General features: G+C 40.2%; 21 protein-coding genes. 7 read left to right on the top strand and 14 right to left on the bottom strand.

Annotation, left to right across the window (positions count from 1 at the left end; genetic code table 11):
* The 10 genes from lpxD to rimO all read right to left on the bottom strand — a co-directional run bounded on the left by lpxD (window position 1) and on the right by rimO (window position 11109).
* Window positions 1-1071 carry a UDP-3-O-(3-hydroxymyristoyl)glucosamine N-acyltransferase gene (gene lpxD, locus FTT70_RS03315; RefSeq protein WP_180168277.1) on the bottom strand — a complete coding sequence of 357 codons (1071 nt, stop codon included), beginning with the start codon at window positions 1069-1071 and terminating at the stop codon, window positions 1-3.
* A gap of 3 nt (window positions 1072-1074) precedes the next feature.
* Window positions 1075-1575 (bottom strand): OmpH family outer membrane protein, encoded by a 501-nt coding sequence (locus FTT70_RS03310; protein WP_131261465.1) that lies wholly within the window; start codon window positions 1573-1575, stop codon window positions 1075-1077.
* A gap of 41 nt (window positions 1576-1616) precedes the next feature.
* A complete protein-coding gene (bamA, locus tag FTT70_RS03305) occupies window positions 1617-4127 on the bottom strand; it encodes an outer membrane protein assembly factor BamA (protein WP_180160918.1) in 2511 nt (836 codons plus the stop codon).
* Between the two features lie 42 nt (window positions 4128-4169).
* The gene (rseP, locus tag FTT70_RS03300; protein WP_179996386.1) at window positions 4170-5525 is read right to left on the bottom strand and encodes an RIP metalloprotease RseP; all 1356 of its coding nucleotides are present in this window, start codon (window positions 5523-5525) and stop codon (window positions 4170-4172) included.
* 3 nt (window positions 5526-5528) lie between these two features.
* Entirely contained in the window at window positions 5529-6725 is a 1197-nt protein-coding gene (gene ispC, locus FTT70_RS03295) for a 1-deoxy-D-xylulose-5-phosphate reductoisomerase (RefSeq protein WP_180168276.1), read from the bottom strand.
* Complete coding sequence (locus FTT70_RS03290; protein ID WP_136143951.1) at window positions 6726-7550, bottom strand: CDP-archaeol synthase; 825 nt, start codon at window positions 7548-7550, stop codon at window positions 6726-6728. It abuts the gene before it with no gap.
* A 3-nt stretch (window positions 7551-7553) separates the two neighbouring features.
* Window positions 7554-8306: a polyprenyl diphosphate synthase gene (uppS, locus tag FTT70_RS03285; protein WP_004976709.1), complete on the bottom strand. Its 753-nt coding sequence runs from the start codon at window positions 8304-8306 to the stop codon at window positions 7554-7556.
* A 3-nt stretch (window positions 8307-8309) separates the two neighbouring features.
* Window positions 8310-8864, bottom strand: a complete 555-nt coding sequence (gene frr, locus FTT70_RS03280) for a ribosome recycling factor (RefSeq protein ID WP_004976711.1) — start codon at window positions 8862-8864, stop codon at window positions 8310-8312.
* Between the two features lie 88 nt (window positions 8865-8952).
* Window positions 8953-9681 carry a UMP kinase gene (pyrH, locus tag FTT70_RS03275; protein WP_004976712.1) on the bottom strand — a complete coding sequence of 243 codons (729 nt, stop codon included), beginning with the start codon at window positions 9679-9681 and terminating at the stop codon, window positions 8953-8955.
* Window positions 9682-9765: 84 nt separating this feature from the next.
* Complete coding sequence (gene rimO, locus FTT70_RS03270; protein WP_096901422.1) at window positions 9766-11109, bottom strand: 30S ribosomal protein S12 methylthiotransferase RimO; 1344 nt, start codon at window positions 11107-11109, stop codon at window positions 9766-9768.
* A gap of 350 nt (window positions 11110-11459) precedes the next feature.
* Between rimO and glnL the strand changes: the two genes are divergently transcribed.
* Together glnL and glnG are read left to right on the top strand one after the other, a co-directional pair.
* Window positions 11460-12569: a nitrogen regulation protein NR(II) gene (glnL, locus tag FTT70_RS03265; protein WP_004976718.1), complete on the top strand. Its 1110-nt coding sequence runs from the start codon at window positions 11460-11462 to the stop codon at window positions 12567-12569.
* Window positions 12556-14034, top strand: a complete 1479-nt coding sequence (glnG, locus tag FTT70_RS03260) for a nitrogen regulation protein NR(I) (protein WP_096901419.1) — start codon at window positions 12556-12558, stop codon at window positions 14032-14034. The genes glnL and glnG overlap by 14 nt, the downstream gene beginning before the upstream one ends.
* 94 nt (window positions 14035-14128) lie before the next feature.
* Here the strand turns inward: glnG and FTT70_RS03255 are convergent, their stop codons facing one another.
* Window positions 14129-14458, bottom strand: a complete 330-nt coding sequence (locus tag FTT70_RS03255; RefSeq protein WP_167845971.1) for a hypothetical protein — start codon at window positions 14456-14458, stop codon at window positions 14129-14131.
* 120 nt (window positions 14459-14578) lie between these two features.
* Here FTT70_RS03255 and FTT70_RS03250 point away from each other — a divergent pair, with 120 nt between their 5' ends.
* Both FTT70_RS03250 and FTT70_RS03245 read left to right on the top strand, forming a co-directional pair.
* The gene (locus tag FTT70_RS03250) at window positions 14579-15007 is read left to right on the top strand and encodes a guanosine-3',5'-bis(diphosphate) 3'-pyrophosphohydrolase (protein WP_180168275.1); all 429 of its coding nucleotides are present in this window, start codon (window positions 14579-14581) and stop codon (window positions 15005-15007) included.
* Between the two features lie 74 nt (window positions 15008-15081).
* Window positions 15082-15981, top strand: a complete 900-nt coding sequence (locus tag FTT70_RS03245) for a LysR substrate-binding domain-containing protein (RefSeq protein WP_180096226.1) — start codon at window positions 15082-15084, stop codon at window positions 15979-15981.
* Window positions 15982-16204: 223 nt separating this feature from the next.
* Here the strand turns inward: FTT70_RS03245 and map are convergent, their stop codons facing one another.
* Complete coding sequence (map, locus tag FTT70_RS03240; RefSeq protein ID WP_180168274.1) at window positions 16205-16999, bottom strand: type I methionyl aminopeptidase; 795 nt, start codon at window positions 16997-16999, stop codon at window positions 16205-16207.
* A gap of 351 nt (window positions 17000-17350) precedes the next feature.
* On the opposite strand from map, the gene brnQ reads away from it, so the two are divergent.
* Both brnQ and FTT70_RS03230 read left to right on the top strand, forming a co-directional pair.
* The gene (gene brnQ, locus FTT70_RS03235) at window positions 17351-18643 is read left to right on the top strand and encodes a branched-chain amino acid transport system II carrier protein (protein ID WP_180168273.1); all 1293 of its coding nucleotides are present in this window, start codon (window positions 17351-17353) and stop codon (window positions 18641-18643) included.
* A 572-nt stretch (window positions 18644-19215) separates the two neighbouring features.
* Window positions 19216-19452, top strand: a complete 237-nt coding sequence (locus FTT70_RS03230; protein WP_004976747.1) for a hypothetical protein — start codon at window positions 19216-19218, stop codon at window positions 19450-19452.
* Window positions 19453-19625: 173 nt separating this feature from the next.
* On the opposite strand, the gene FTT70_RS03225 is transcribed toward FTT70_RS03230, so the two are convergent.
* A complete protein-coding gene (locus FTT70_RS03225; protein WP_004976749.1) occupies window positions 19626-20078 on the bottom strand; it encodes a hypothetical protein in 453 nt (150 codons plus the stop codon).
* 140 nt (window positions 20079-20218) lie between these two features.
* Between FTT70_RS03225 and FTT70_RS03220 the strand changes: the two genes are divergently transcribed.
* On the top strand, window positions 20219-21079 hold the full coding sequence (locus tag FTT70_RS03220) for an alpha/beta fold hydrolase (RefSeq protein WP_096901415.1): 861 nt from the start codon (window positions 20219-20221) through the stop codon (window positions 21077-21079).
* A gap of 267 nt (window positions 21080-21346) precedes the next feature.
* Here the strand turns inward: FTT70_RS03220 and FTT70_RS03215 are convergent, their stop codons facing one another.
* On the bottom strand, window positions 21347-22870 hold the full coding sequence (locus FTT70_RS03215; protein ID WP_004976753.1) for a TerC family protein: 1524 nt from the start codon (window positions 22868-22870) through the stop codon (window positions 21347-21349).
* Window positions 22871-23531 lie beyond the last annotated feature (661 nt).

The raw sequence follows: 23531 nt of genomic DNA, 5'->3' as shown, positions 1-23531 counted from the left end.
TTATTTACGCAATTTAAAAGTTGATTCAAGGGACTCAATTTGAGATTGCATATCATCAAGTCTTTTCACCAATTGGGTCAATGGCACATCTGCTAATTGTCTGAGGCGCACAACAGTACGTTTCCACTTTTGATTTTCAAACAAGCCTATACCTGACGAATATTTTCCTGATTCAGAAATATTATTTGTGACCATTGACATTCCTGTCAAAGTCACATTATCAGCAATATTTAAGTGCCCTGAAATTGCACTTCCACCACCAATGATACAGTTTTTGCCAATTGTCACACTTCCAGCCACGGCAGTTTTTGCTGCAATGGCCGTATGAGCACCTAATTTGACGTTATGTGCGATTTGCACAAGGTTATCAATAATGACACCATCTTCCAAAATTGTATCATTTAGTGCACCGCGATCTACGCTGCAATTCGAGCCAATACGAACGTCATTGCCAATAATCACCGAACCCAACTGTGCAATACGATGCCATTTGCCTTGATAAGGTGCAAAGCCAAAGCCTTCACTGCCAATTACAGTATTGGCGTGTATGCGCACACGATGTCCAAGCTTGGCTGCGCCTGTCAAAGTCACGTGTGAATCAATAAAACACTGTTGACCAATTTCGACAAAGTCATCAATTTTACAGTGCGATTGTACAATCGTATTGTCACCCACCACGCAATTTTCACCAATCACGACGTAATGACCAATATAGGCACTATCGGCGATGATGGCTGATGGATGAATTTGGGCTGTGCTTTCTATACCACGTTGCGTATGCTTACGCTCAAATACATGGGTCAGAATCGCAAAAGCCAGATATGGATTATCGACCACAATAAAGTTGTGATGATTGTCTAACTCGGCTTGTAGTGAAGCTGTCACAATGAAAGCTCCCGCTTGGGAGCTACGTGCTTGCGCTAAATATTTATCGCCATTCACGAATGCAAGTTGATGCGCCTGAGCAGACTCAAGGCTTGCCAAACCTTGCAAACGTAAGTCGGCTTGTCCAATGTATTGACCTTGAACTAAACTAGCAATTTCTTCTAAGCGATAATGTTGGGAACTCATTGATTATTTAAGTACGTTGACCTTTTGGATCATTTTATCAGTTAAATCATACTTCGGGTCATAGGCAAGTGCTGAGTTTTTATTCAAAACCACATCTAAACCATTTTCTTTACGCAATTGTTCAGCAACTTGCTTTAAACGAGTTTCAAAACCATCGTTAATTTTGTGCAATTCTGACTGAACACGAGTTTGCACTACTTGTTGCAAACCATTAAATTCTTTCAATTTCGCTTGAAACTGAGTATTCATTTTTTGCTTTTCAGCATCTGACAAATTCGTAGCCTGCTGCGCTCGTTGCTGCATGGTTTCTAGCTCTTTTGCCAGTTGCTCAAGCTTAGTGGTTTGTGGTTTGACCGACTGCTGCAAAGCTAGATTTTGCTGTTTGAGATAACTGCTATTTTCTACAACACGCTCTAAACTTACCACACCATAGCCTGCAGCATGTGCTACTGCAGCCATTGTAGATAAACCCAACAATGCCAAACTCAATATTGTTTTTTTCATGTGCTACATCCTGTGTTTAAACAATCCAACATGGGTCGTACTTAGAAAGTACGACCAATTTCGAATTGGATATTTTTAGTGTCATCGCCTTGTTTATCATTCAACGGATACGCATAGCTGAGTGATAATGGGCCAATCATGGTAATCCAAGTAAAGCCTACACCCACGCTATAACGCATTTCACCGAAGTCGAAGCCATAATTGTCTTTACAATATTGCTTGGCATTCACAGAAGCACCATTCACAAAAATATTTGAATCAGAAACATTACACTGAGTATCAAAAACTTGTGCGCCTTCTGCAAAAATTACTGGACGGACTTGACGCGTCCAATCTCCTTTAAATGGCACTGGTAGAGCCAATTCTGTACCGAACTGTACTAGAGCATTACCACCAACTTCTTCAGGTGAGCGATCCGTTTGACTTGTATCAGAGAAATAAACACCTGGATATTTCGGGCCTAAGGTGCTGTTGTCATAACCACGTACTGAACCATAACCACCTGCATAGAAGTTCTTATAGAACGGTAAGTCATTACCAAAACCTAACTTACCGTAGCCACGTAAGACAAAATCATGACCTAATGGCATATAAGCCTGTGCATCATAGGTCACTTTTTGGAATTCCACATCACTACCGGGTAAAGCAATTTCAGCATTAACACGATGCGACATACCATTGGTTGGGAAAATCGGACGATTTAAAGTGTTGTATGACCAACCTAAATTTAGGTTATACGTAAGGAAATCACCTTTAAATTCTTTGCCGTAAGGAATTGGATTTGCACAAGGCTCATACCCTACTACATCACCATTTGCATCTTTAATAGGGACTAAATCATCTGGACAATATTCGTCACTTTTGGTTTCTTTACCCCCATGGCGCTCTAAATAGTCTGCGACATAAGTTGAAACATAAGGTCCTGTGGTTACTTCGGTCTGATCAATATTTAAACCTGCACTAATACTTTGGTTTTCATCAATTGGATAACCGAAGTTAATTCCACCACCAAAACTGTCTGTCACATAGTTGTTAACGTTATAGTTATCATCTAGTTTGGTTTTACGGTAGTACATGTTGTAACCACGACGCACACCATCAATCGTGAAGTATGGATCAGTCACACTCAAGTTATAATAGTCTTGTGTTTCAGAACGCGACAAATCAATCGAAACCGAATTACCGGTACCTAAGAAGTTAGTTTGGCTTAAACCAGCTTGGAACGTCACACCACCGCTTTGCGAGAAACCTACCGCTAAAGTACTGGTACCTGAGTGCTGTTCTTCTACATTTACATTTAAGTCAATTTGGTCGGGCACATTTGGAATACGCACAGGCTTAACATCGACGGTTTTAAAGAAACCTGTACGCTCTAAACGGACTTTAGACAAGTCAATTTTTTCATTACTTGCCAATGCGCCTTCCATTTGACGCATTTCACGACGTAGTACTTCATCGGCAGTTTTACTGTTACCAGCGAAGTTAATACGACGCACTGTAACTTGCTGACCTGGGTTAATGTAGTAGTTTAAATCGACCAGTTTCGTTTCTTTATCAATTTGCGGCACAATATTAACTTCGGCATAGTAATAGCCTGCATTACCATATTTACGCAGCAACAATTGTTTCACCGCATTCACTTTTTCTTGTGAATAGGTTTCACCATCTTTATAAATTTGCAGTGCTGTAAGTTCTTCTGGTTTATATAAAGCATCGCCTAAAAACTTACTTTCTCCAAACTTGAATTGCTCGCCTTCATCCACCGAAACTTCAACAAAAATATGCTTTTTGTCTTCGCTCAAATTCAAACTAGAGTTAGTGATATTGAAGTTGATATAACCTTTATTAAGATATAACGCACGTAATGCTTCCAAGCTTGCTGCCATTTTTTCGCGTGCATAGCGGTCATTACGAGTAACAATCGAACTCCAGCTACTTTCTTTAACAGCAAACGCCTGCTTAATATCGCTTTCTTTAAATACCGTATTGCCAATGATGTTGATATCTACCACTTTGGCGGCTTTGCCTTCAACAAATTCTACAGTTAAATCTACACGGTTATTTGGACGTGCTGTGGTAATGACACGTACATCCGCATCATAACGACCTTGCTGCATATACTGCTGTTCAAGTTCAGATTCTAAAGTTTGTAGTGCTGACTTTTTCAGTACTTCACCTTCAGCCACACCCATTTTCTTTAAACCATCTTCCAACGCTTCTTTTGGAATCAGTTTATTGCCTTTAAATTCAACCTTAGAAATGATTGGGCGCTCAACCACTTTAAACACTAAAGTGTCGGCTTCACGACTGGCCTGAATGTCATCAAACAAACCTGTGGCATAGAGTGAACGAATCGCATTGGCCAACACTGCTTCATTGACACGATCACCACTATTCACTGGAATCATTCCATAGACATTGGCTGGCGTTAAACGAACAAGACCATCTATTTTTATATCTCGCGCAATAAATTCATCTGCTGCATATACTTGTTGTGTTGCCGCCATTGCACTAACCAGTGCCAAGGGCATAAATAAATGTGTGTGCTGCATGCCAGTCTTTTCCAGTGTTAAATTTATTTCGTATCTACGTTGTTATAAACGCATAATGTCATTAAATAATGCAAGGAGCATCATACTTCCAAGCAGTACCATACCAATTTTTAAACCAACTAATTGTATTTGTTCAGAAACAGGTTTTCCACGAATCAGCTCGATAAAATAATAAACTAAATGCCCGCCATCCAACATTGGAATTGGCAATAAATTTAGAATTCCTAAGCTTACGCTCATAAGTGCCATAAAGGAAATAAAAGTTTGCCACCCCATTTCCGCACTTTGTCCTGCAACTTTAGCAATGGTAATTGGGCCAGATAAGTTATCGAAACCAATTAAACCACGTACCATTTTGACAATAGAATTCAGAATCATGCTAGACAGCTGACCTGTTTTATCTACCGCCATAAATAAAGCTTCACTCGGGCTGTATTGAATGGTTTGCTTATAATCTTCTGGAATGACAATTTTTCCAGGATCACTTTGCACACCCAATACACCCGAAACATTGCCCATATTGTCACGTTTGCCTTGCGGCATCACTTCCAGTTGCTGTACTTGATTGTTACGCAGCACATCTACTTTCAGTAATTTTTCTGGCGATGCTTGAACAACTTGTACCACATCGTACCAGTCATTCATTTTGACGCCATCAATCGCAATAATTTGATCGCCGACTTGCATACCTTGACGAATGGCCGCACCATCTTCACTTAACTTACTGACAATTGCAGGAATTTGTGGGCGATACGGTGTAAAACCCAAGATATCTAAAGGTGATTGGGATTGATCATTTAAGAAATTTTGAATGGGTAAGCTAAATGTTTTGATTTCACCTGCGCGTTCCGCCTGTACCTGGATCTTGCCTGTTTCACCTACACGATCTACCAAGGCAAAGTTCAGCTTTTCCCATGTCGTCACAGGCGTACCATCAATGGCGGTAATCTTATCACCTACTTGCATTTGCGCTGCCGCCGCAGGTGTATCTGCCAGTACCTTACCCACACGGGTATTCAACTGTTCTTGAGAGGGTAAAAATAATAGCCAGAACAATAATATGGCAAAAATCAGGTTGATTAACGGACCTGCTGCCACAATCGCAATACGTTTCCACGGATGCTGACGATTAAAGGCATAAGGTAGGTCTGCTTCTGCAACGTTTTCTTCGCGTTCATCAAGCATTTTGACATAGCCACCCAAAGGCAGTGCCGAAAGCTGATATTGAATCCCCGATTTTTTAGACGTCCATTTTAAAATGGTTGGCCCAAAGCCTATGGAATACACCAAAACTTTGACACCTAATTTACGTGCAACAAAGTAGTGCCCAAACTCATGAATTGCAATTAAAGGTCCTAGCAAAAGAATCGCTGCAACCACAATAAATAAGGCACTCATGCTTTAGCTTCCTTTATTCAACACAAAATACTGTGCAATAGCACGAGCATTTTGGTCTGCCTGCAAAATCAGTTCAATGCTTTCTGCGGCTGAATTTTGTATTTGGTTCAAGGTATGCTCAACCACTGTCGCAATTTCAGTAAAACGAATTTTTTGCTGCAAGAATGCTGCAACTGCAATTTCATTTGCTGCATTTAAAATAGCAGGCGCCAGACCACCTTCTTGCATGGCTTGACGTGCCAGACTTAAGGCAGGAAAACGTGTGGTATCGGGTGCTTGAAAATCAAGCTGATGATTGACAAACAAATCTAAAGGCGGAACATGCGTTTGGATACGCTGCGGCCATGCCAAAGCATGCGCAATTGGCGTACACATATCAGGATTACCCATTTGTGCCAAAGTTGAACCATCCACATATTGAACCATGGAATGAATAATACTCTGTGGATGAACCACAACTGTAACAAAGTGTTCTGAAATTGCAAAAAGATGACACGCTTCGATTAATTCCAAACCTTTGTTCATTAAGGTTGCAGAATCTACCGAAATTTTTTGTCCCATAGACCAATTTGGATGTTTGCAGGCTTGTGCAGGGGTAACGTGTTGCAGTTCTTCTAGGCTATGATTTAAAAATGGGCCGCCCGAAGCAGTCAGTAAAATTTGTGATACACCTAGCTGAGGTTGTCCATTTCTTTCGGTTTGTAAATAATGTTCAGGCAAACATTGAAAAATCGCGTTATGTTCAGAATCTACAGGTAATAACAAGGCACCATGTTCACGTGCCGCCTGCATCATGATGTCGCCCGACATCACCAAGGCTTCTTTATTGGCCAATAACACGCGCTTACCCGCTTTAACCGCAGCCAGTGTAGGTAATAAACCTGCCGCACCGACAATGGCTGCCATCACCACATCCACTTCAGGATGTTCGGCAACTGCGATTAAACCCGCCTCATCGCTTAAAATTTCAATTTCAGAAATATGTTGCTGTGCAAGTGATTGCTGTAACTCATCAACTTTTGACGCAGGTACAACCACAATTTTAGGATGGTACTGTTTGCATATTTGAACCAGTTCTTGAATTCGGCTGTGCGCCGTCACGGCAAAAACTGAATACTGCTCTGGATGTTGTTGCAGTACTTTTAGGGTGCTTTGTCCAATTGAACCTGTCACACCCAAGATACAAACAGCTTGTGACATTTATAAATCTACGCCAATAAGTTTTAAAACATACATACCCGCAGCAAAAATTGGAGCTGCTGCAAGCAAAGAATCAATCCGATCTAGCACACCACCATGACCTGGCAAGACGCGCCCAGAGTCTTTAATACCTGCACGGCGTTTGATCATGGATTCAAATAAATCGCCCAATACCGAGCTAAATACCGTAATCACCGAAAGAATCAGGAATAAAATATGTTGTGCCAAAGTCAGGTCTAAATACACCACTTCAACAACAATCACGATTAGCATGGCAGTAAAAACACCGCCATATAAGCCTTCTACTGATTTGTTTGGACTGACATTCGGTGCAAGTTTTTTCTTGCCCAGTTTACGCCCAACAAAATAAGCACCTGAGTCTGCACCCCAAACCAACAAGAACAAGTACATTAACCACCACGGCGAACTATTCCATACGGAAAAAATTGCAGTGACCGCAGCAGAAATTAGAATAAAACCAATAAAACTTAAGCTTGGGTTATACCATGCATCGTATTCTGGATAAGACTTGACCCAATAAATACTGAGTAACCATGTCAAAATAGAAGCTGCCCAAAGTAACAAGGCAATATCACTAAAATAAAGTGCCATTGCTGCCAAAGCGGCAGTCAATACACCAAAGCCCCAAGCCACAGGTTTGAGGACATATTTAGTTTTTCTTGGCATGAGTTTGAACCACTCATAGCCCGCAACCCCTGCTGCAACAATCATCAGCATAAACATTGGATAGTGCGACTGAGTTGCAAACATACAACTCAACACCACAGCAACCAATACCAATGCGGTAATAATCCGCTCTAACATGTATTAATTCTCAATTTTCTCTTGTTGAATTTGCTCAGAAGTTTTACCAAAACGACGTTCGCGACCACCAAATACTGCCAGTGCATCGTCAAATTCTTCTATGCTAAATTCAGGCCACAAGGTTTGGGTAAAATACAATTCAGCATACGCAGCTTGCCAAAGTAAAAAGTTGGACAATCTAAAATCGCCACCTGTACGAATCAACAGATCGACAGGTGGTAGGTCTGCCAGACTGACATATTGACCAAAAAGTTGTGTATCTATTTGTTCAATATCAATTTTATGCGCCACAACATCTGCTGCAATTTGTTTTGCAGCTTGTGCCATATCCCACATACCACCATAACTAATGGCAATTGTGAGTGTCATGCTGTTGAAATTAGCAGTCCTTTGTTCGGCATGCAACATTAACTCACGCAAATGCGGCGACAAACGTGAACGATCACCAATAAAACGTAAGGCAATATTGAATTTTTCCATGCGTGGTAATTGCTCATGAATTGTGGTTTCCAGCAATTGCATGAGTAAATCCACTTCAAACTGCGGACGATTCCAGTTTTCACTCGAAAAAGCAAAAACGGTTAAAGCTTGAATGTGTTTTTTTCTACAATGTTCAACAATCGGGTCAAGTACATCTTTACCAGAGCGATGTCCTTCCCCTTTTTGCATTTGATTTTTTTTTGCAAAACGATTGTTGCCATCCATAATGATGGCAACATGTTTTGGCAAAGACGCGCTGTCTTCCGATGTGGTCATTGATTAGACCTTCATCAACTCAGCTTCTTTTGCAGCAAGACGCTTGTCTACTTCTGCAACGTATTTGTCTGTGATTTTTTGGATGTCATCTGCTGCACGGCGCTCATCATCTTCAGAAATTTCTTTTTCTTTCAATAATGCTTTGATGTCGCCCAATACATCACGGCGGATGTTACGAATAGCAACTTTGGCATTTTCTGCTTCAGAACGCGCAACTTTTTGCATGTCACGACGAGTTTCTTCAGTCAATGCTGCAAGCGGTACACGAATTGCATCGGCTGTGATTGGGTTTAGACCCAAATCTGACTCACGAATTGCTTTATCAATTGCAGACACCATTGAACGCTCAAATGGCTGAACCAATAAGGTACGTGAATCTTCTACACCAATGTTGGCTACTTGGTTAAGTGGCACATCGGAACCGTAGTAAGAAACCATCACACCATTTAAAATTGATGGATGTGCACGACCTGTACGTACTTTGGCAAAACCATGTTCTAAAGACTCTAAAGTCTTGCTCATACGTTCTTCGCTGTCTTTTTTAAGATCGTTAATCATAAGATCTTCCTTACTGTATTCTAAAATTTAAGTCAAAATATAGGGTTAAATTAAACCGTAGTATAAAGAGCTTTGTGGCTCACGTACATTAGTTCGTAACGTGAGTTCCTTCTTTTTCGCCCATCACTACAGAAAGCAATGCACCTGCTTTATTCATATCAAAAACTTGCAACGGCACATTGTGATCGCGGCATAAGCAGATTGCAGTTAAATCCATAACACCTAATTTTTCATCCAACACCTGGTCAAATGTAAGTGTGTCATATTTCACCGCATCTTCGTATTTGCTTGGATCTTTGTTATATACGCCATCTACTTTGGTCGCTTTTAAGATCAAGTTAGCTTCGATTTCGATACCACGTAAACATGCTGCTGTATCTGTGGTAAAGAATGGATTGCCTGTACCCGCAACGAACACACACACTTCACCTTGAGTCAGGTGACGAATCGCATCACGGCTTGAGTAAGACTCAACCACTGTACCAATAGGCAATGCAGACATTAAACGGGTTTTGATGTTACGGCGCACCAAGGCATCACGCATGGCTAAACCGTTCATCACCGTTGCCAACATACCCATTTGGTCGCCTGTTACACGGCCAACTAAGCCATCTTTTTGTAATTGGCTGCCACGGTATAAGTTACCACCACCGACAACAATACCCACTTGCACACCTAAACCGACCAAGTGTGCAATTGCCAAAGACATTTGATCGAGCACTTGCGCATCAATCCCCATGTCTTTATTACCCGCAAGTGCCTCACCCGATAGTTTCAACAAGATACGTGCATAACGTGGCTTTTTTGAATCTAACATTGTCATTACTCCAATTCTAAATTCTAAACTTTAATTTTTTACAATTTGTATGGCTTACAGCTAGCAATCCAAATCTGCAAAGCATTATGCAGATTTGACCTGAATCAGCTTGGCAAATAAGTCGTATTCATCGGCATCGGTAATTTCAACTTCAAGTAAATCACCTGCTTTAATCACGCTCTTGTCAATATCTTCTACAAAGACGTTGCCATCAATTTCTGGCGCATCTGCATAAGAACGTGCCACTGCGACTGGAAATTCTTCTTCCAAATCATCTACCAACACGGTCATGGTTTGACCAATACGTTTTTGCAGTTTAGCTGCTGAAATTTCTTGCTGAACCTGCATAAAACGCTCATAGCGTTCTTGCTTGATTTCTTCTGGCACATGATCTGGCAAGTCGTTTGCTGCCGCACCTTCAACAGGTGAATAAGTAAAGCAACCAACACGGTCTAATTGCGCTTCTTTTAGCCAGTCGAGCAAAATTTGGAAATCTTCTTCTGTTTCGCCTGGAAAACCCACCACAAAGGTTGAACGAATCACCAACTCAGGGCATTTTTCACGCCAAAGTTTTAAACGCTCCAACGTGTTTTCGCTGTGCGCAGGTCGCTTCATCAACTTTAATACTTTCGGGCTGGCATGTTGGAATGGAATATCCAAATAAGGTAAAATTTTGCCTTGTGCCATTAAATCAATTACAGCATCCACATGCGGATATGGATAGACATAGTGCAAACGCACCCAAATACCCAATTGCCCTAAGGCTTCACACATATCATAGAATTTGGTTTTAACAGGCTGACCGTTCCAAAAGTCCAATTTGTATTTGGTATCTACGCCGTAGGCAGAAGTATCTTGAGAAATTACCAATACTTCTTTTACGCCTGCACGTTTCAGTGCTGCAGCTTCTTCTAATACCGAACCCACAGGACGCGAAACTAAATCGCCACGCATGCTTGGAATGATGCAGAAAGTACAGCGATGGTTACAGCCTTCTGAAATTTTAAGATAGGCATAATGTTTAGGCGTCAAACGAATGCCTTGTTCAGGTACCAAATCAATAAATGGATTATGTTTTGGTGGCTCAGGAACATATTGATGCACCGCTTCCATCACGTCCTGATAAGCAGCCGCGCCAGTCACTTTTAATACGTTGGGATGCATTTGACGAATTTTATCTTCATCTTTACCCAAGCAACCTGTCACAATGACACGACCATTGGCATTCATGGCTTCGCCAATCGCGTCTAAGGACTCTTGTACTGCAGATTCAATAAAACCACATGTATTGACAACAACTAAGTCAGCACCTTCATAATCAGATGCGACATCATAACCTTCAGTTTTTAACTGAGTTAAAATTCGTTCGGAATCTACCAATGCCTTAGGACAACCTAAAGAAACAAAACCGACTTTGGGGGATTTCATAGAATCTGCACTCCACTAGAATGCGCGTATTGTATGACTTTTCTTTGCATAAAAATAGAGAAATAGCCGACTCTTTGCATAATGCACCAAAATACAACCATTCAGGCTGAATGATTTAAATATTGCACCATTTTAATGCATTTTTTATTTACAGTGTTTCTGTTATCCGTTATATCTTGAAAATTCAGTCCAGTTCCTGCGCATTTTTCCGATTCTTCAGTGATAAATGCACTAAAAACGAAAAGTTGGCGTGCATTTTGCTTAATTCGCCTCAATTCGATCCAAATTTGGAACATGGCTGACACATGACAATGCCCTTGCACAATATTTCATACAGGAAGCATTCACGAATGGATCAGACCCAGAGCATTGACTATCGTCTTTTGGTGGATAACCTCAGCACCGCAATTTTACTGGTTGATCGTGACCTGAATATTTTTTATTTAAACTCGTCTTGTGAAGCATTGTTTGATATCAGTTTAATTCGCGCTTCGGGGCAACCCGTTTTAAATTTGCTGCACATGCCTGATGATGAGTTCAATACGCAAGAGGCTTTCCTGAATACCATCAAAACAGGTCAACCCTACACCCGCCGTGAAGCGACCATTAATGTCAATTTTAAAGATATTCATGTCGATTACACTGCATCACAGTTAAATGCAGGCAAGCCTTATCATCCTCTTTTGCTGATTGAATTGAATCCGATTGATCGGATGCTCAAAATTTCCAAAGAAGAAAACTTTATTCAACAGCATCAAGTCGCACGTCAGCTGATTCGTGGTGTGGCACATGAAATTAAAAACCCGCTTGCAGGAATTCGTGGTGCGACACAACTGTTAGCACGAAGTTTAAATGACCCGAAATATGATGAATTTACCGACATTATTATTAGCGAGGTAGATCGTTTAAGAAACTTGGCCGATACCATGCTCGGCTCACGCCAACTACCAAGCTATGAACTGGTCAATATTCACGAACCTTTAGAACGGGTGCGCAGCCTGATCGTCAATCAAACTAAAAACAAAATAAATATTATCCGTGATTATGACCTTTCTTTACCTGAAGTCATGGCAGACCGCGATCAATTGATTCAAGTCATGCTGAATATTTGCGCCAATGCAGTACAAGCCATGACCGAACATCCCGATTTCTTTACCGAGCATCGACCTGAATTGATTTTAAGAACTCGTATTCAACGCTTGGTTACCATTAATGGTGTGCTGAATCGTTCTACCGTACGTGTTGATATTGAAGATAACGGCCCAGGCGTACCTGAAGACATTTTAGAATCCGTGTTTTATCCATTGGTGACTGGACGCGCAAACGGTACAGGACTTGGTTTGAGCATCGCACAAAATATTATGCATCAACATAACGGAATGATTGAATGCCAATCCATTCCAGGAAAAACAATATTTAGCTTATATTTACCTTGGGAGGCGAGTCATGTCGCGAAATAAAATTTGGGTGATTGATGATGACCGTGCAATGCGCTGGGTACTGGAAAAAACTTTTAGAGAAGAAGGTTTTGAAGTCACCAGTTTTGAAGAAGCACAGTCTGCACTAGATGAGTTAAACCAAGATGCACCCGATGTAATTTTGACCGATATTCGCATGCCTGGAATTGATGGTTTAACTTTTCTTGGCAAAGTCAAAGTCAGTTATCCCGACTTGCCTGTGATTATTATGACTGCGCACTCCGATTTAGAATCGGCAGTATCTAGCTATCAAACAGGTGCATTTGAATACCTACCCAAGCCTTTTGATATTGATGAAGCACTTGCTTTAGTCAATCGTGCAATTTTGCATATCACCAAACTACAACAGCAAGAATCTGCAAAATCGACAGTGCAGCCAATTCAATCGACAGAAATTATTGGTGAATCGCCTGCCATGCAGGAAGTGTTTCGTGCGATTGGTCGTTTATCGCAATCACACATTACTGTGCTCATTAATGGTGAATCAGGTACAGGCAAAGAGTTGGTGGCGCATGCACTGCATCGCCACTCACCGCGTAGCAGCAAACCATTTATTGCGCTGAATATGGCAGCCATTCCGAAAGATTTGATTGAAACCGAACTTTTTGGACATGAAAAAGGTGCATTTACAGGTGCCAATACACAACGTCAGGGACGCTTTGAACAAGCCAACGGCGGCACCTTGTTTTTAGATGAAATTGGTGATATGCCTTTTGAAACCCAAACCCGCTTATTGCGCGTCTTGGCAGATGGTGAATTTTATCGGGTTGGTGGACATATTCCTGTCAAAGTGGATGTACGGATTGTCGCAGCAACACATCAGGATTTGGAAAAACTGGTACAAGATGGACGCTTCCGTGAAGACTTATATCATCGCCTGAACGTCATTCGGATTCATATTCCTAAACTGGCGCATCGCAGTGAAGATATTCCAATGTTGGCACAGCACTTTTTGGCACGTGCAGGCAAAGAATTAGGCGTGAGTCCAAAAATATTGCGTCCTGAAACAGTCGAATATATGCAGCAATTGCCGTGGCAAGGTAACGTGCGCCAATTGGAAAACACTTGTCGCTGGCTTACCGTGATGATTACAGGACGTGAGGTCTATCCTGAAGATTTACCAACCGAACTCAAGCAAATTCCAATTGAAAAATTAGCCGAACATTCTGCGCTTCATGTGGCAGATCGGGTATCTATGCAGCATTGGGATGAATTACTTGGGCAATGGGCAGTACAAAAGTTAAAAAATGGCGAGATGAAACTTCTGGATATCGCCATTCCAATGTTTGAACGCACCTTAATTAATGCTGCACTGCAACAAACCCGTGGACGTAAACGTCATGCCGCTGAATTATTGGGTTGGGGACGTAATACTTTGACGCGAAAACTCAAAGAATTAGGAATGGACAGTGCCGATGATGAAATAGAAGAAGATATGGAGAGCTAAACGCAGAAAAAATATCTAATCCATCAAAATATAGGGAAATTCAGCTTTTGAATTTCCCTATTTTTATATCTTAGACTCTCTAAGTTAAGTGCAATTAAGCCGCGGTAAATCCAACATAGCGAGATAAACCTTGCACGCCTAAATCCGTTTTATAAATCAAATATTGCGGATAACGACTTGAAGTCAGTTCTTGCCACATATCCAACTGATCATCATGTGCATGAATTTCATCGACACTGCGTGGCATGGTTTGTTCAAATACATCTGAGGCATATTCAAAACCCAAATCCATTGCGACAAACAAAGTATGCTCGCAAGGCTGAATATATTGTTCTTCTGCCCAATCAATAACAGCATGTTGGCAATGTGGGCAAAGCAAATTTTCAGTCGCAGGCGTATTCAGTTCAATGAGTTGATATGGCATAGAGCAGCATCACCAATAGTAAAATAGATAAACATAAAATCTGTTTGCATCATAACAAGCAATTTCTATATTTTGCGCTAAGCACGGCTTATAATTATAGAAATTTTTTTAATTATACTTATGGCAACTCTAGAAAATGCAATTACACTTGCAGTACAACAACATACAGGGCAGCTAGATAAAGGCGGTCAGCCTTATATTTTGCATCCCTTACGTGTAATGTTGCAATTACAACAGCCCGATCAGCAAATTGTCGCTGTACTGCACGACATTCTTGAAGATACCCACACCACAGCACAAGACCTGCAAAATTTAGGATTTCAAACGCATATTATTCAAGCAATTCAGGTGCTCACCAAACTGCCGCATGAAACTCGTGTTCAAGCGGCTATGCGTACTGCACAAAACCCGCTTGCCTGTGCTGTAAAAATTGCAGATGTGCAAGACAACATGAATTTAACGCGGATTCCCAATCCTACAGCACGTGATTTAGCCCGTTTAGAAGAATACCGACAAGTTTTAGAGATTCTGCAAAAAGCACAGCAATAAAGCACAATTAAAGATTGACAACATGCAACGATGCCACTTTAATTTAAGTATTGTTGCATAAATGGAATTTAGTCATGCTTACAGATTTGGATGATTTTTCTTGTTTTGCCCAAGTGGTCGAACATGGTGGATTTAGTGCAGCAGAACGCGCCACCGATATTCCAAAATCCAAACTTAGCCGACGCGTACACAACCTAGAAGAACGCTTAGGTGTGCGTTTAATTCAGCGCAGCTCACGTCATTTTGCGGTCACAGAAATTGGTATGAATGTGTATCGGCATGCGCAAGTAATGATGAATGCTGCCCAAGCCGCGCACGACTTGGTCGATCACCTAAGTATTCAACCGCGTGGTGTAATTAAAGTCAGCTTACCTGTTTCAATTGCACAAAATGAAATTGCCAAAATCTTGCCTGAGTTTTTGAAAGCCTACCCTGAAATTAAAGTACAGCTAATTGTCAGCAACCGTCGTGTCGATATCGTCAACGAAGGGATCGACATTGCCCTGCGTGTCCGCTCAAATTTAGATGATGATCCAAGTTTGGTGATTCGCAAATTCAGCAACATCGAACAACATCTATTTGCCAGTCAGGCTTATTTGAATGAATTTGGCGATTTGAAAAAACCTGAAGATTTAAGTCATCATAAAATTTTAAGCATGTCGGATGAGCATTTAGATCAATACATGGTTGTGCATGATCAACAACAGCAACCGAAAAAAATTAAGGTCAACCCTACAGTCATGGGTTCAGATTTAATGATGCTAGCGCAATTGGCACGACAAAATTGTGGCATTGTGTTGTTGCCTGACACGATTGTTGAAGATTATGTTGCATCGGGTGAATTGGTTCGTGTTTTACCCGACTGGCACGCACCGCATGGTATTTTCCATGCCGTCTATCCATCACGCCGTGGTTTATTACCTGCTGTACGTGTATTTATCGACTATTTGGTCGAAAAGCTAACCATTCGTTAGCACATAGGATCTTTTGATTTCAGATACGAAACAGCAAAAAAAAAGCTTATCTAAGACAGATAAGCTTTGAAAACTACAATCTAAAATAAGAAAGCTAAAACAAAGAAACTACAGCAAGTATCTTTGACTTCAATTATAGCGATTGTTCATTTTTTAACAAATAGTTTAAAACTAAAGTCTAAGATGTTTTATCTATCAGTCTTAACCTGAAAGCATTCGTGCATTAAATTTCAGGATAACTCCCCGTACCTTCTGGCCACGGCGATAACACTTCAAAGCCTGTATCAGTCACAGCAACCATGTGTTCCCATTGTGCAGAAAGTGATTTATCTGTCGTCACCACCGTCCAGCCATCTTTCAGTTCTTTCACACGCGCTTTGCCCGCATTCACCATCGGCTCAATAGTAAACACCATGCCTTTTTTAAGCACCAAGCCTTGTCCAGGCTGACCATAATGCAGCACACTTGGTTGCTCGTGATAAACCTGTCCAATACCATGTCCGCAATATTCACGCACAATACTATACTCTTCACGATGCGCTACACTTTGAATGGCATAACCAATATCACCCAAAGTCGCGCCTGGTTTCACAGCACGAATCCCAGCACGCATCGCCTCATAAGTGGTATCCACCAGTTTTTTCGCTTCTGGTTTCACCTGTCCCACATAGTACATACGACTGGTATCGCCATAAAAACCATCTTTAATTACCGCCACATCAATATTAATAATGTCGCCATCTTTTAAGATGGTTTTGGATGATGGAATACCATGACAGACCACTTCATTGGGCGAAATACAGGTGGTTTTGGTATAACCGTGATAGCCCACATTGGCAGGAATGACTTTTAAGGTATTTACAATATAATCGTGACACAAATCATCTAAGTATTCTGTCGTGACTCCGGGTTTGACATGCTCGCCAATCATCTGCAACACCTGAGCAGCCAAACGCCCTGAAATGCGTAATCTCTCAATATCTTGCTCTGATTTAATGCTGACTTTAAGGGCGCGCATGATGAACTCCTAACCTGAAGCCTGAGATTATAGCCCTTTCAGCTTGTAAAATCAGCTCAAGCTGCCAAACAAGTATCCATCTTCAAACGACTAACAGTTTTGTTTAAGAACTGAGCATTTAAAATACCATCCCAAACCCACACGAGATAAGCCAACTCTATTATTTGGGATCAGCATTTTTCAAAAATACATCTGACAAACAGCAAGTTATCTAATTTTTATATTGAAGATTAAAATAGCCTACAAACACATATCATAAAAAATATTCATACGACCTATAAAATAAATTAGAAAATCATAGCTCGATCTACTAAAATCGCTTTCCTTTGTTTACATCTTATTTTCTCTCCCATGACGAATTTACGCACACGGGATATTATTGCCTTGGGTTTTATGACCTTTGCGCTGTTTATTGGTGCAGGTAATATTATTTTCCCACCTATCGTGGCACAACAAGCGGGCGAACACGTCTGGCTTGCTGCGCTCGGTTTCCTCATTACCGCTGTTGGCTTACCCGTGATTACCATTATGGCGTTGTCACGTGTCGAAGGTTCTATACAAATTTTAAGTTCGCCGTTGGGTAAAATCGCGAGCTTAATTTTAACAGTCGTCTGTTATTTAGCGGTTGGCCCGCTTTTCGCTACACCACGTACAGCTACCGTCTCTTATGAAATTGGTTTCTCTGCCTATTTTGGCGATTCCGCGAACACCTTATTCATTTATAGCGCCATCTATTTTGCCTTGGTGATGTTAGTTTCACTGTATCCACACAAAATTTTAGATACAGTGGGCTATGTACTTTCCCCGCTTAAAATTCTGTCATTACTAATTTTAGGCATCACTGCATTTATTATTCCGACAGGTACAATTTCACCTGCAATTCAAAATTATGTGAACAGTCCTGTATCTGAAGGCTTTATTAATGGTTATCTCACCATGGATACTTTAGGTGCATTGGTATTCGGGATTGTGATTATTAATGCGATTCGTTCACGTGGCGTGACTGATAAAAAACTCATCACCCGCTATGCAGTATGGGCAAGTTTAATTTCAGGGGTTGGTTTAACGTTAGTTTATCTAAGCCTATTTAAACTGGGGATGAGCAGTCACGATGTTGCCGCCAATGCCAGTAATGGTGCAATAATTTTACATGCCTATGTGCAACATGCCTTTGGTAGATTTGGCTCGGTATTTTTAGCTGCAATGATTTTTATTGCCTGCATGGTTACTGCAATTGGACTGACATGCGCATGTGCGGGATATTTTGAGCAAATTACTAAAATTCATTATCGCCGTTGGGTATTTATTTTAGTGGGCTTTGCCTTTGTTATTTCCAATCTTGGACTCACCAAACTCATTGCAGTTTCAGTGCCTATTTTAAGCGCGATTTATCCACCTGCAATTGTGGTCATTCTACTCAGCTTTTTCTGGGGATTATTCCGTATTCCAACCCGCGTGATTGCACCTACTGCCGCAGTTGCATTGCTCTTTGGCATCATTGATGCAATGAAGGCCGCAGACTTAGCTAGATTCTTGCCAACCACACTGACCAATTTTCCCCTGAGTGAACAAAACCTCGCTTGGTTAATTCCTGCATTACTGATTTTTGTATTCGCTGCAATTCATGATCGAATGAAAAAATAGCCAGTACGGACTTCGAGCTCGGCTATTTTTTCAAGTCATGCTCTATTTTCGAGCTGTATTGTATTAAAGTCGTGTTTTATCCAAATACGAATTTAATTTAGACAATAATTGTCAGGTTTTACCCAAACCCGCACTTATTGTTTCTTGTGCTAAAACTGCCTCTTTTTAAGGCAATTTATCAGTCATGATAGTAGCAACCCAAATAATTATTTGGTATAAATAAACAAATGAAATTAAAATATTTTCAATAAAAAACTAAAACAAAATAAATCATTCACCCATTTTAAGCAGAGCTCAAATTAACGCTAAAGTCGTATAGTCGCCCTCAAAATTAGCTGGCATAAAATATGCAAGTACGATTGAAATCGTATTTAAATGGCTTAAAAAACACACTACTTTTTATTATTTTGTAAATAAATGATAATAAATAGTAGTATTTCATATGAAAATGATGTTTTTTATCAAAATATGACTATAAGGACTTGAAATAGTTTGCTAAACAAGGTAGAACAATAAAACCAATCTGACTAAAATGCTCTGATTTTAGTGATTTATAACAAGGAGGGATGGAGATGTTTTCACATTTCAATACGCAAGTCTTCATTAACGCTCTGAAGGCTAACCAAAATCTAGTTACTTTTTTAAGCACCACTTTTGCACTGATGCTGACCCTATTGCTCCAAGGCTCAATTCAAGGCAACTTGAAACCAACCTATTTTTTATATGCCTTATTGGTATGTATAGCCTTTGCGATTTGGACATCCATTGACCAAAAGTTTCGTGAACATAAAAACGTAGAAGTTCATTAATCTTACCCTAGCACCCACTCATTTTAGCTTTTTCGCTTTCACTTTGCGGCAGATGGATCACTCCTCTGCCGCCAAACTCAAAAAGTAGATTCTAATCATCATTCCTGATCTACAGCAAAAATCTCAAAATCTTCTACGGGCTACCAAGAAAAAATTAAACTGAGCAATTAGAATTACAACAATCCATAGATTGCGCCAAGCAATAACACACTAGTCCCACCCAATTCAGCCACAATCAATAACAGCATCGCCAAACTCATGCACCAACTTGGCAATGTCCATGCTGCAATTTGATGCGGTTGTTTAAATTGATTAGTGGTATCTTTAAGCAATCCATGCAAGATATAACTCAGAATAGAAAAGCTAAAAAATACTAAATTTAGAATCACACAAATTAAAATTACAGTGGCATCCCAAATACAAAAATAAGCCAAGACCGCTAAAATTAAACTTGCAGGTGCATATAACAAACTACTGCGATGTGCGATATCCACATAATAATGAGCACGCGCTTGGGCAGAAGCACGAATTTGCCAATATTTCCACACGCCTGTAAGCATCCCCACCCACAAAAATATTCCACTGAAAATAATCGCAAGGCGCACTGCCAAAGATAAACTTTCCATGTTTAACACTCTTTTATTTTTCGTGTGGCTATTTAACTACACTCGCAGACTACTAAGCTTGACTTTAGAGTCAGAATAAATACAAGTTTCTTTTTGGAACTCGTGTAAAGTAACTTTATTCTCATCATCCTTAAAACATTATGAGCACATTTGAAAGCTTAAATATTATATGTGCAGATGGTTATGCCCTCGCTGCCCGTTATTATCCAAATCAATATACACAAGCACAGCGTCTACCCGTCTTGATTTGTCCCGCGACAGGCATTACCAAGAATTTTTATCACGCTTTTGCCACATGGCTAAATGAACAAGGCTATGCTGTGCTGTGTTTTGATTTTCGTGGTATTGGTGATTCGTTACACGAACCATTGAAACAATGTGAAGCCAGTATTGTTGATTGGGGGCAGTTAGATATTCCTGCAGCAGTAAATACTTTGCTGCAAAAAACGCAAGCTGAACAAGTGGTTTTATTGGGACACAGCGCAGGCGGACAATTACTGGGGATTAATCCTGAATATCATAAAGTGGCAAAAGTCGTAGCTGTTTCAGGCTCTACAGGCCACACAAAAGGTTTAAAAGGTCGTACTCGCCTACTTGCCCCTGTGATGTTTAAAGTTATTTTTCCACTTGCCAGAATCACACATGGTTATGGCCCAACCAATGCAATTGGCATGGGCGAAAACCTACCTAAAAATGTGGCCCAACAATGGGCACAATTTTGTAGCAAACCCGGCTATGTCATCAATGCTATAGGCAAAACAGTTTCACAGCATTATCACGATGAAATTCGTTGCCCGATTACTGCTATTTGGAGTTCGGATGATGAGATTGCCACCGAAGCCAATGTGAAAGATTTACTCCGTCTCTATCCCCATGCATCGACTAATATGATTGAACTTAAACCAAAGCGTTATCAGCATAAAGCCATTGGGCATATGGCGATGTTTAAAAAGTCACATCGAAATTTATGGAATGTGATTGAAAATCAATTGGCAGTTTAATTTTTAGTGGCGAAGTCACATACAAATTAAACATTTGTTTTAGTTTCTCGCTTTTTCTTTTCCCTGTTTAAGCAACCAAATTTGTAATCCTGTTTGGTTGTTTCTTTTTTTCTATTCCATGCCACATTTCATGTTCAGCTTTTAAAATCCAGACTTATCGCTGATACACATTTTCAGGATGAAACATCACAATCTTTTTATTACACCATAAAAAAGCTCCACCATTTCGGTAGAGCTTTTTGAGTGATTTAATTCAAAGCTTAGTAATTAGCGTAAGCGAATCATCACAGTTTTAATACGGTTACCATCAAGTTCTGTCACTTCAAAGTGCACACCTTGATAATCCAACTGCGTGCCGACCTGAACTTCACCTTGGGTTTTATCTAAAATCAAACCTGCAACGCTAATGTAGCCTGCATCTTCTTCAATCAGATCCATCATACCCAGTTCAAGTTCAAGCTGGTATAAATCCAGCATACCTGTTGCTTTCCATTCGTTTTCATTGGTTTTAACCAAATCTAACTGTTCGTCTGCATCAGGGAATTCACCTGCAATCGCTTCAAACACATCAAGCGGTGAAATCAAACCTTGAACATTACCAAACTCATCGCTGACTAAAACCAAAGAACCTTTAGAGGTACGTAACGTATTGATCGCATCAATCACTTTCATTTTTTCAAAAATGTAAATTGGACGCTGACGTTTAATTAAAGCTTTAAGCTCTTCTTCTTCGTCCAATACATCCAACAACTCTTTGGCACGTACAATACTAATGACTTTATCTAAACTACCACGACACACTGGGAATAAGCTGTGTGGTACAGATAGAATCTGTTCGCGGATTTGTTCAGGTGAATCTTCAATATCGACCCATGAAATTTGGCTACGTGGCGTCATAATTGATGCGACTGAACGCTCTGCCAAGGTCAAGACACCACCAATCATGTAGCGTTCTTCATCTGCAAACGCTTCTTGCGCTTCGTTATGCAAATCAGGGCTACTGGTTTCAACTCGCCCCCCCATCAATTTTAAAATTGAATCTGCAGTACGGTGACGTAACGGAATTTTTGCTTCATGTTTTGCAACATTGCGCTGACCAAATTGGTTAAACGCTTCAATAGCAATCGCAACACCAATACCCGAATAGATATAACCTTTAGGGATATGGAAGCCAAAACCTTCTGCAATCAAGCTGATACCAATTAATAGTAAGAAGCTTAAACACAAAATCACCACTGTTGGATGACGGTTCACAAAAGCAGTTAATGGCTTAGATGCAAGTAACATCACCAACATTGCAACCACCATGGCAACCATCATCACATAGATGTTGTCGACCATGCCAATTGCGGTAATGACTGAGTCTAAAGAGAAAACTGCATCTAGAACAACAATTTGTGCTACAACTGCGGCAAAACTTGCATAAACCACATTGGTCGTGACTTTGACTTCGGGTTTGCCTTCCATCTTCTCATGCAACTCTCCTACCGCCTTATAGACGAGGAACAAACCGCCACCCAAGAGAATGAGGTCACGCCCTGAAAAGGTTTTTTCAAATAAGGTAATTAACGGTTCGGTTAAAGTAACCAACCAAGAGATTGCAAATAACAATCCTAAACGCATAAACAACGCTAAAGATAAGCCAATCACACGGGCTTTATCACGCTGTTCTGGGGGTAATTTTTCTGCAAGAATTGCAATAAAGACTAGGTTATCAATACCTAATACGATTTCTAGAATAATAAGTGTAATTAAACCAACCCATATTCCCGGATCTAATAAAAACTCCATTAGTTCATAGCTCCGAGATAGTTAGCAGAAATCGAAATATAAAGTAGACCTGCGCACGGCGACGGATCCATAAAAGTAACCTTTTTAGCAATAGATAGCTTAATTATGCACAATCTTGAACATTTGTAATTAAATTTTTAATTTTTTTGAATAAAACTAAACAGTACGATCTATAAGATGGTTTTTACTTTATTTTTCACATTCTTAATTTTTTTAGAGCGATGACAGCCAAACAAAAGCCGTGAGAATGGATTAAAAATGTCAAATGAATTGTAATGTATTTTTAGACGCATTAGTCATAGATTACAACTGTAAGCCAACCCACACTTTAATCTAAACTTAAAATATTGATAAAAAACAACTATTGTTAAAAGATTAGACCAAAGCTTATAATTTTTTTGCAAAATTCAACGCAATAACCCGCACTTTTACCTAAAAGCCAAGTGTACAAATGTATTTTTTTAACTAAAATGCAGCCTAAGTTGATGGTTAAATTGATAATTCAACTTATAAAACCAGATAACTCACTACTAATCCAAACTAAAACAATTCTATAGGATTAATTGATATGACACATGAATATGGATTGAAGTTAAACAAATGCCTACGCGCTTGGAAAAATAACCATTTCAAAGCCAGCTTCTAAATCGAGATTCATCAT

The organism is Acinetobacter sp. YH01003, assembly GCF_013420525.1.
In the GTDB taxonomy this organism is placed as follows: Bacteria; Pseudomonadota; Gammaproteobacteria; order Pseudomonadales; family Moraxellaceae; genus Acinetobacter; species Acinetobacter towneri.
This window is presented reverse-complemented; position numbering and strand designations above follow the sequence as displayed.

What these genes read in the sequence shown, in the direction of transcription:
- FTT70_RS03220 (WP_096901415.1), top strand. Translation starts at nt 20,219, where the DNA reads ATGAGCACATTTGAAAGCTTAAATATTATATGTGCAGATGGTTATGCC.
- FTT70_RS03215 (WP_004976753.1), bottom strand. Translation starts at nt 22,870, where the DNA reads ATGGAGTTTTTATTAGATCCGGGAATATGGGTTGGTTTAATTACACTT.
- FTT70_RS03250 (WP_180168275.1), top strand. Translation starts at nt 14,579, where the DNA reads ATGGCAACTCTAGAAAATGCAATTACACTTGCAGTACAACAACATACA.
- FTT70_RS03255 (WP_167845971.1), bottom strand. Translation starts at nt 14,458, where the DNA reads ATGCCATATCAACTCATTGAACTGAATACGCCTGCGACTGAAAATTTG.
- FTT70_RS03230 (WP_004976747.1), top strand. Translation starts at nt 19,216, where the DNA reads ATGTTTTCACATTTCAATACGCAAGTCTTCATTAACGCTCTGAAGGCT.
- uppS (WP_004976709.1), bottom strand. Translation starts at nt 8,306, where the DNA reads ATGACCACATCGGAAGACAGCGCGTCTTTGCCAAAACATGTTGCCATC.
- FTT70_RS03245 (WP_180096226.1), top strand. Translation starts at nt 15,082, where the DNA reads ATGCTTACAGATTTGGATGATTTTTCTTGTTTTGCCCAAGTGGTCGAA.
- bamA (WP_180160918.1), bottom strand. Translation starts at nt 4,127, where the DNA reads ATGCAGCACACACATTTATTTATGCCCTTGGCACTGGTTAGTGCAATG.
- FTT70_RS03225 (WP_004976749.1), bottom strand. Translation starts at nt 20,078, where the DNA reads ATGGAAAGTTTATCTTTGGCAGTGCGCCTTGCGATTATTTTCAGTGGA.
- map (WP_180168274.1), bottom strand. Translation starts at nt 16,999, where the DNA reads ATGCGCGCCCTTAAAGTCAGCATTAAATCAGAGCAAGATATTGAGAGA.
- FTT70_RS03290 (WP_136143951.1), bottom strand. Translation starts at nt 7,550, where the DNA reads ATGTTAGAGCGGATTATTACCGCATTGGTATTGGTTGCTGTGGTGTTG.
- glnG (WP_096901419.1), top strand. Translation starts at nt 12,556, where the DNA reads ATGTCGCGAAATAAAATTTGGGTGATTGATGATGACCGTGCAATGCGC.
- brnQ (WP_180168273.1), top strand. Translation starts at nt 17,351, where the DNA reads ATGACGAATTTACGCACACGGGATATTATTGCCTTGGGTTTTATGACC.
- ispC (WP_180168276.1), bottom strand. Translation starts at nt 6,725, where the DNA reads ATGTCACAAGCTGTTTGTATCTTGGGTGTGACAGGTTCAATTGGACAA.
- glnL (WP_004976718.1), top strand. Translation starts at nt 11,460, where the DNA reads ATGGATCAGACCCAGAGCATTGACTATCGTCTTTTGGTGGATAACCTC.
- rseP (WP_179996386.1), bottom strand. Translation starts at nt 5,525, where the DNA reads ATGAGTGCCTTATTTATTGTGGTTGCAGCGATTCTTTTGCTAGGACCT.
- FTT70_RS03310 (WP_131261465.1), bottom strand. Translation starts at nt 1,575, where the DNA reads ATGAAAAAAACAATATTGAGTTTGGCATTGTTGGGTTTATCTACAATG.
- frr (WP_004976711.1), bottom strand. Translation starts at nt 8,864, where the DNA reads ATGATTAACGATCTTAAAAAAGACAGCGAAGAACGTATGAGCAAGACT.
- rimO (WP_096901422.1), bottom strand. Translation starts at nt 11,109, where the DNA reads ATGAAATCCCCCAAAGTCGGTTTTGTTTCTTTAGGTTGTCCTAAGGCA.
- pyrH (WP_004976712.1), bottom strand. Translation starts at nt 9,681, where the DNA reads ATGTTAGATTCAAAAAAGCCACGTTATGCACGTATCTTGTTGAAACTA.
- lpxD (WP_180168277.1), bottom strand. Translation starts at nt 1,071, where the DNA reads ATGAGTTCCCAACATTATCGCTTAGAAGAAATTGCTAGTTTAGTTCAA.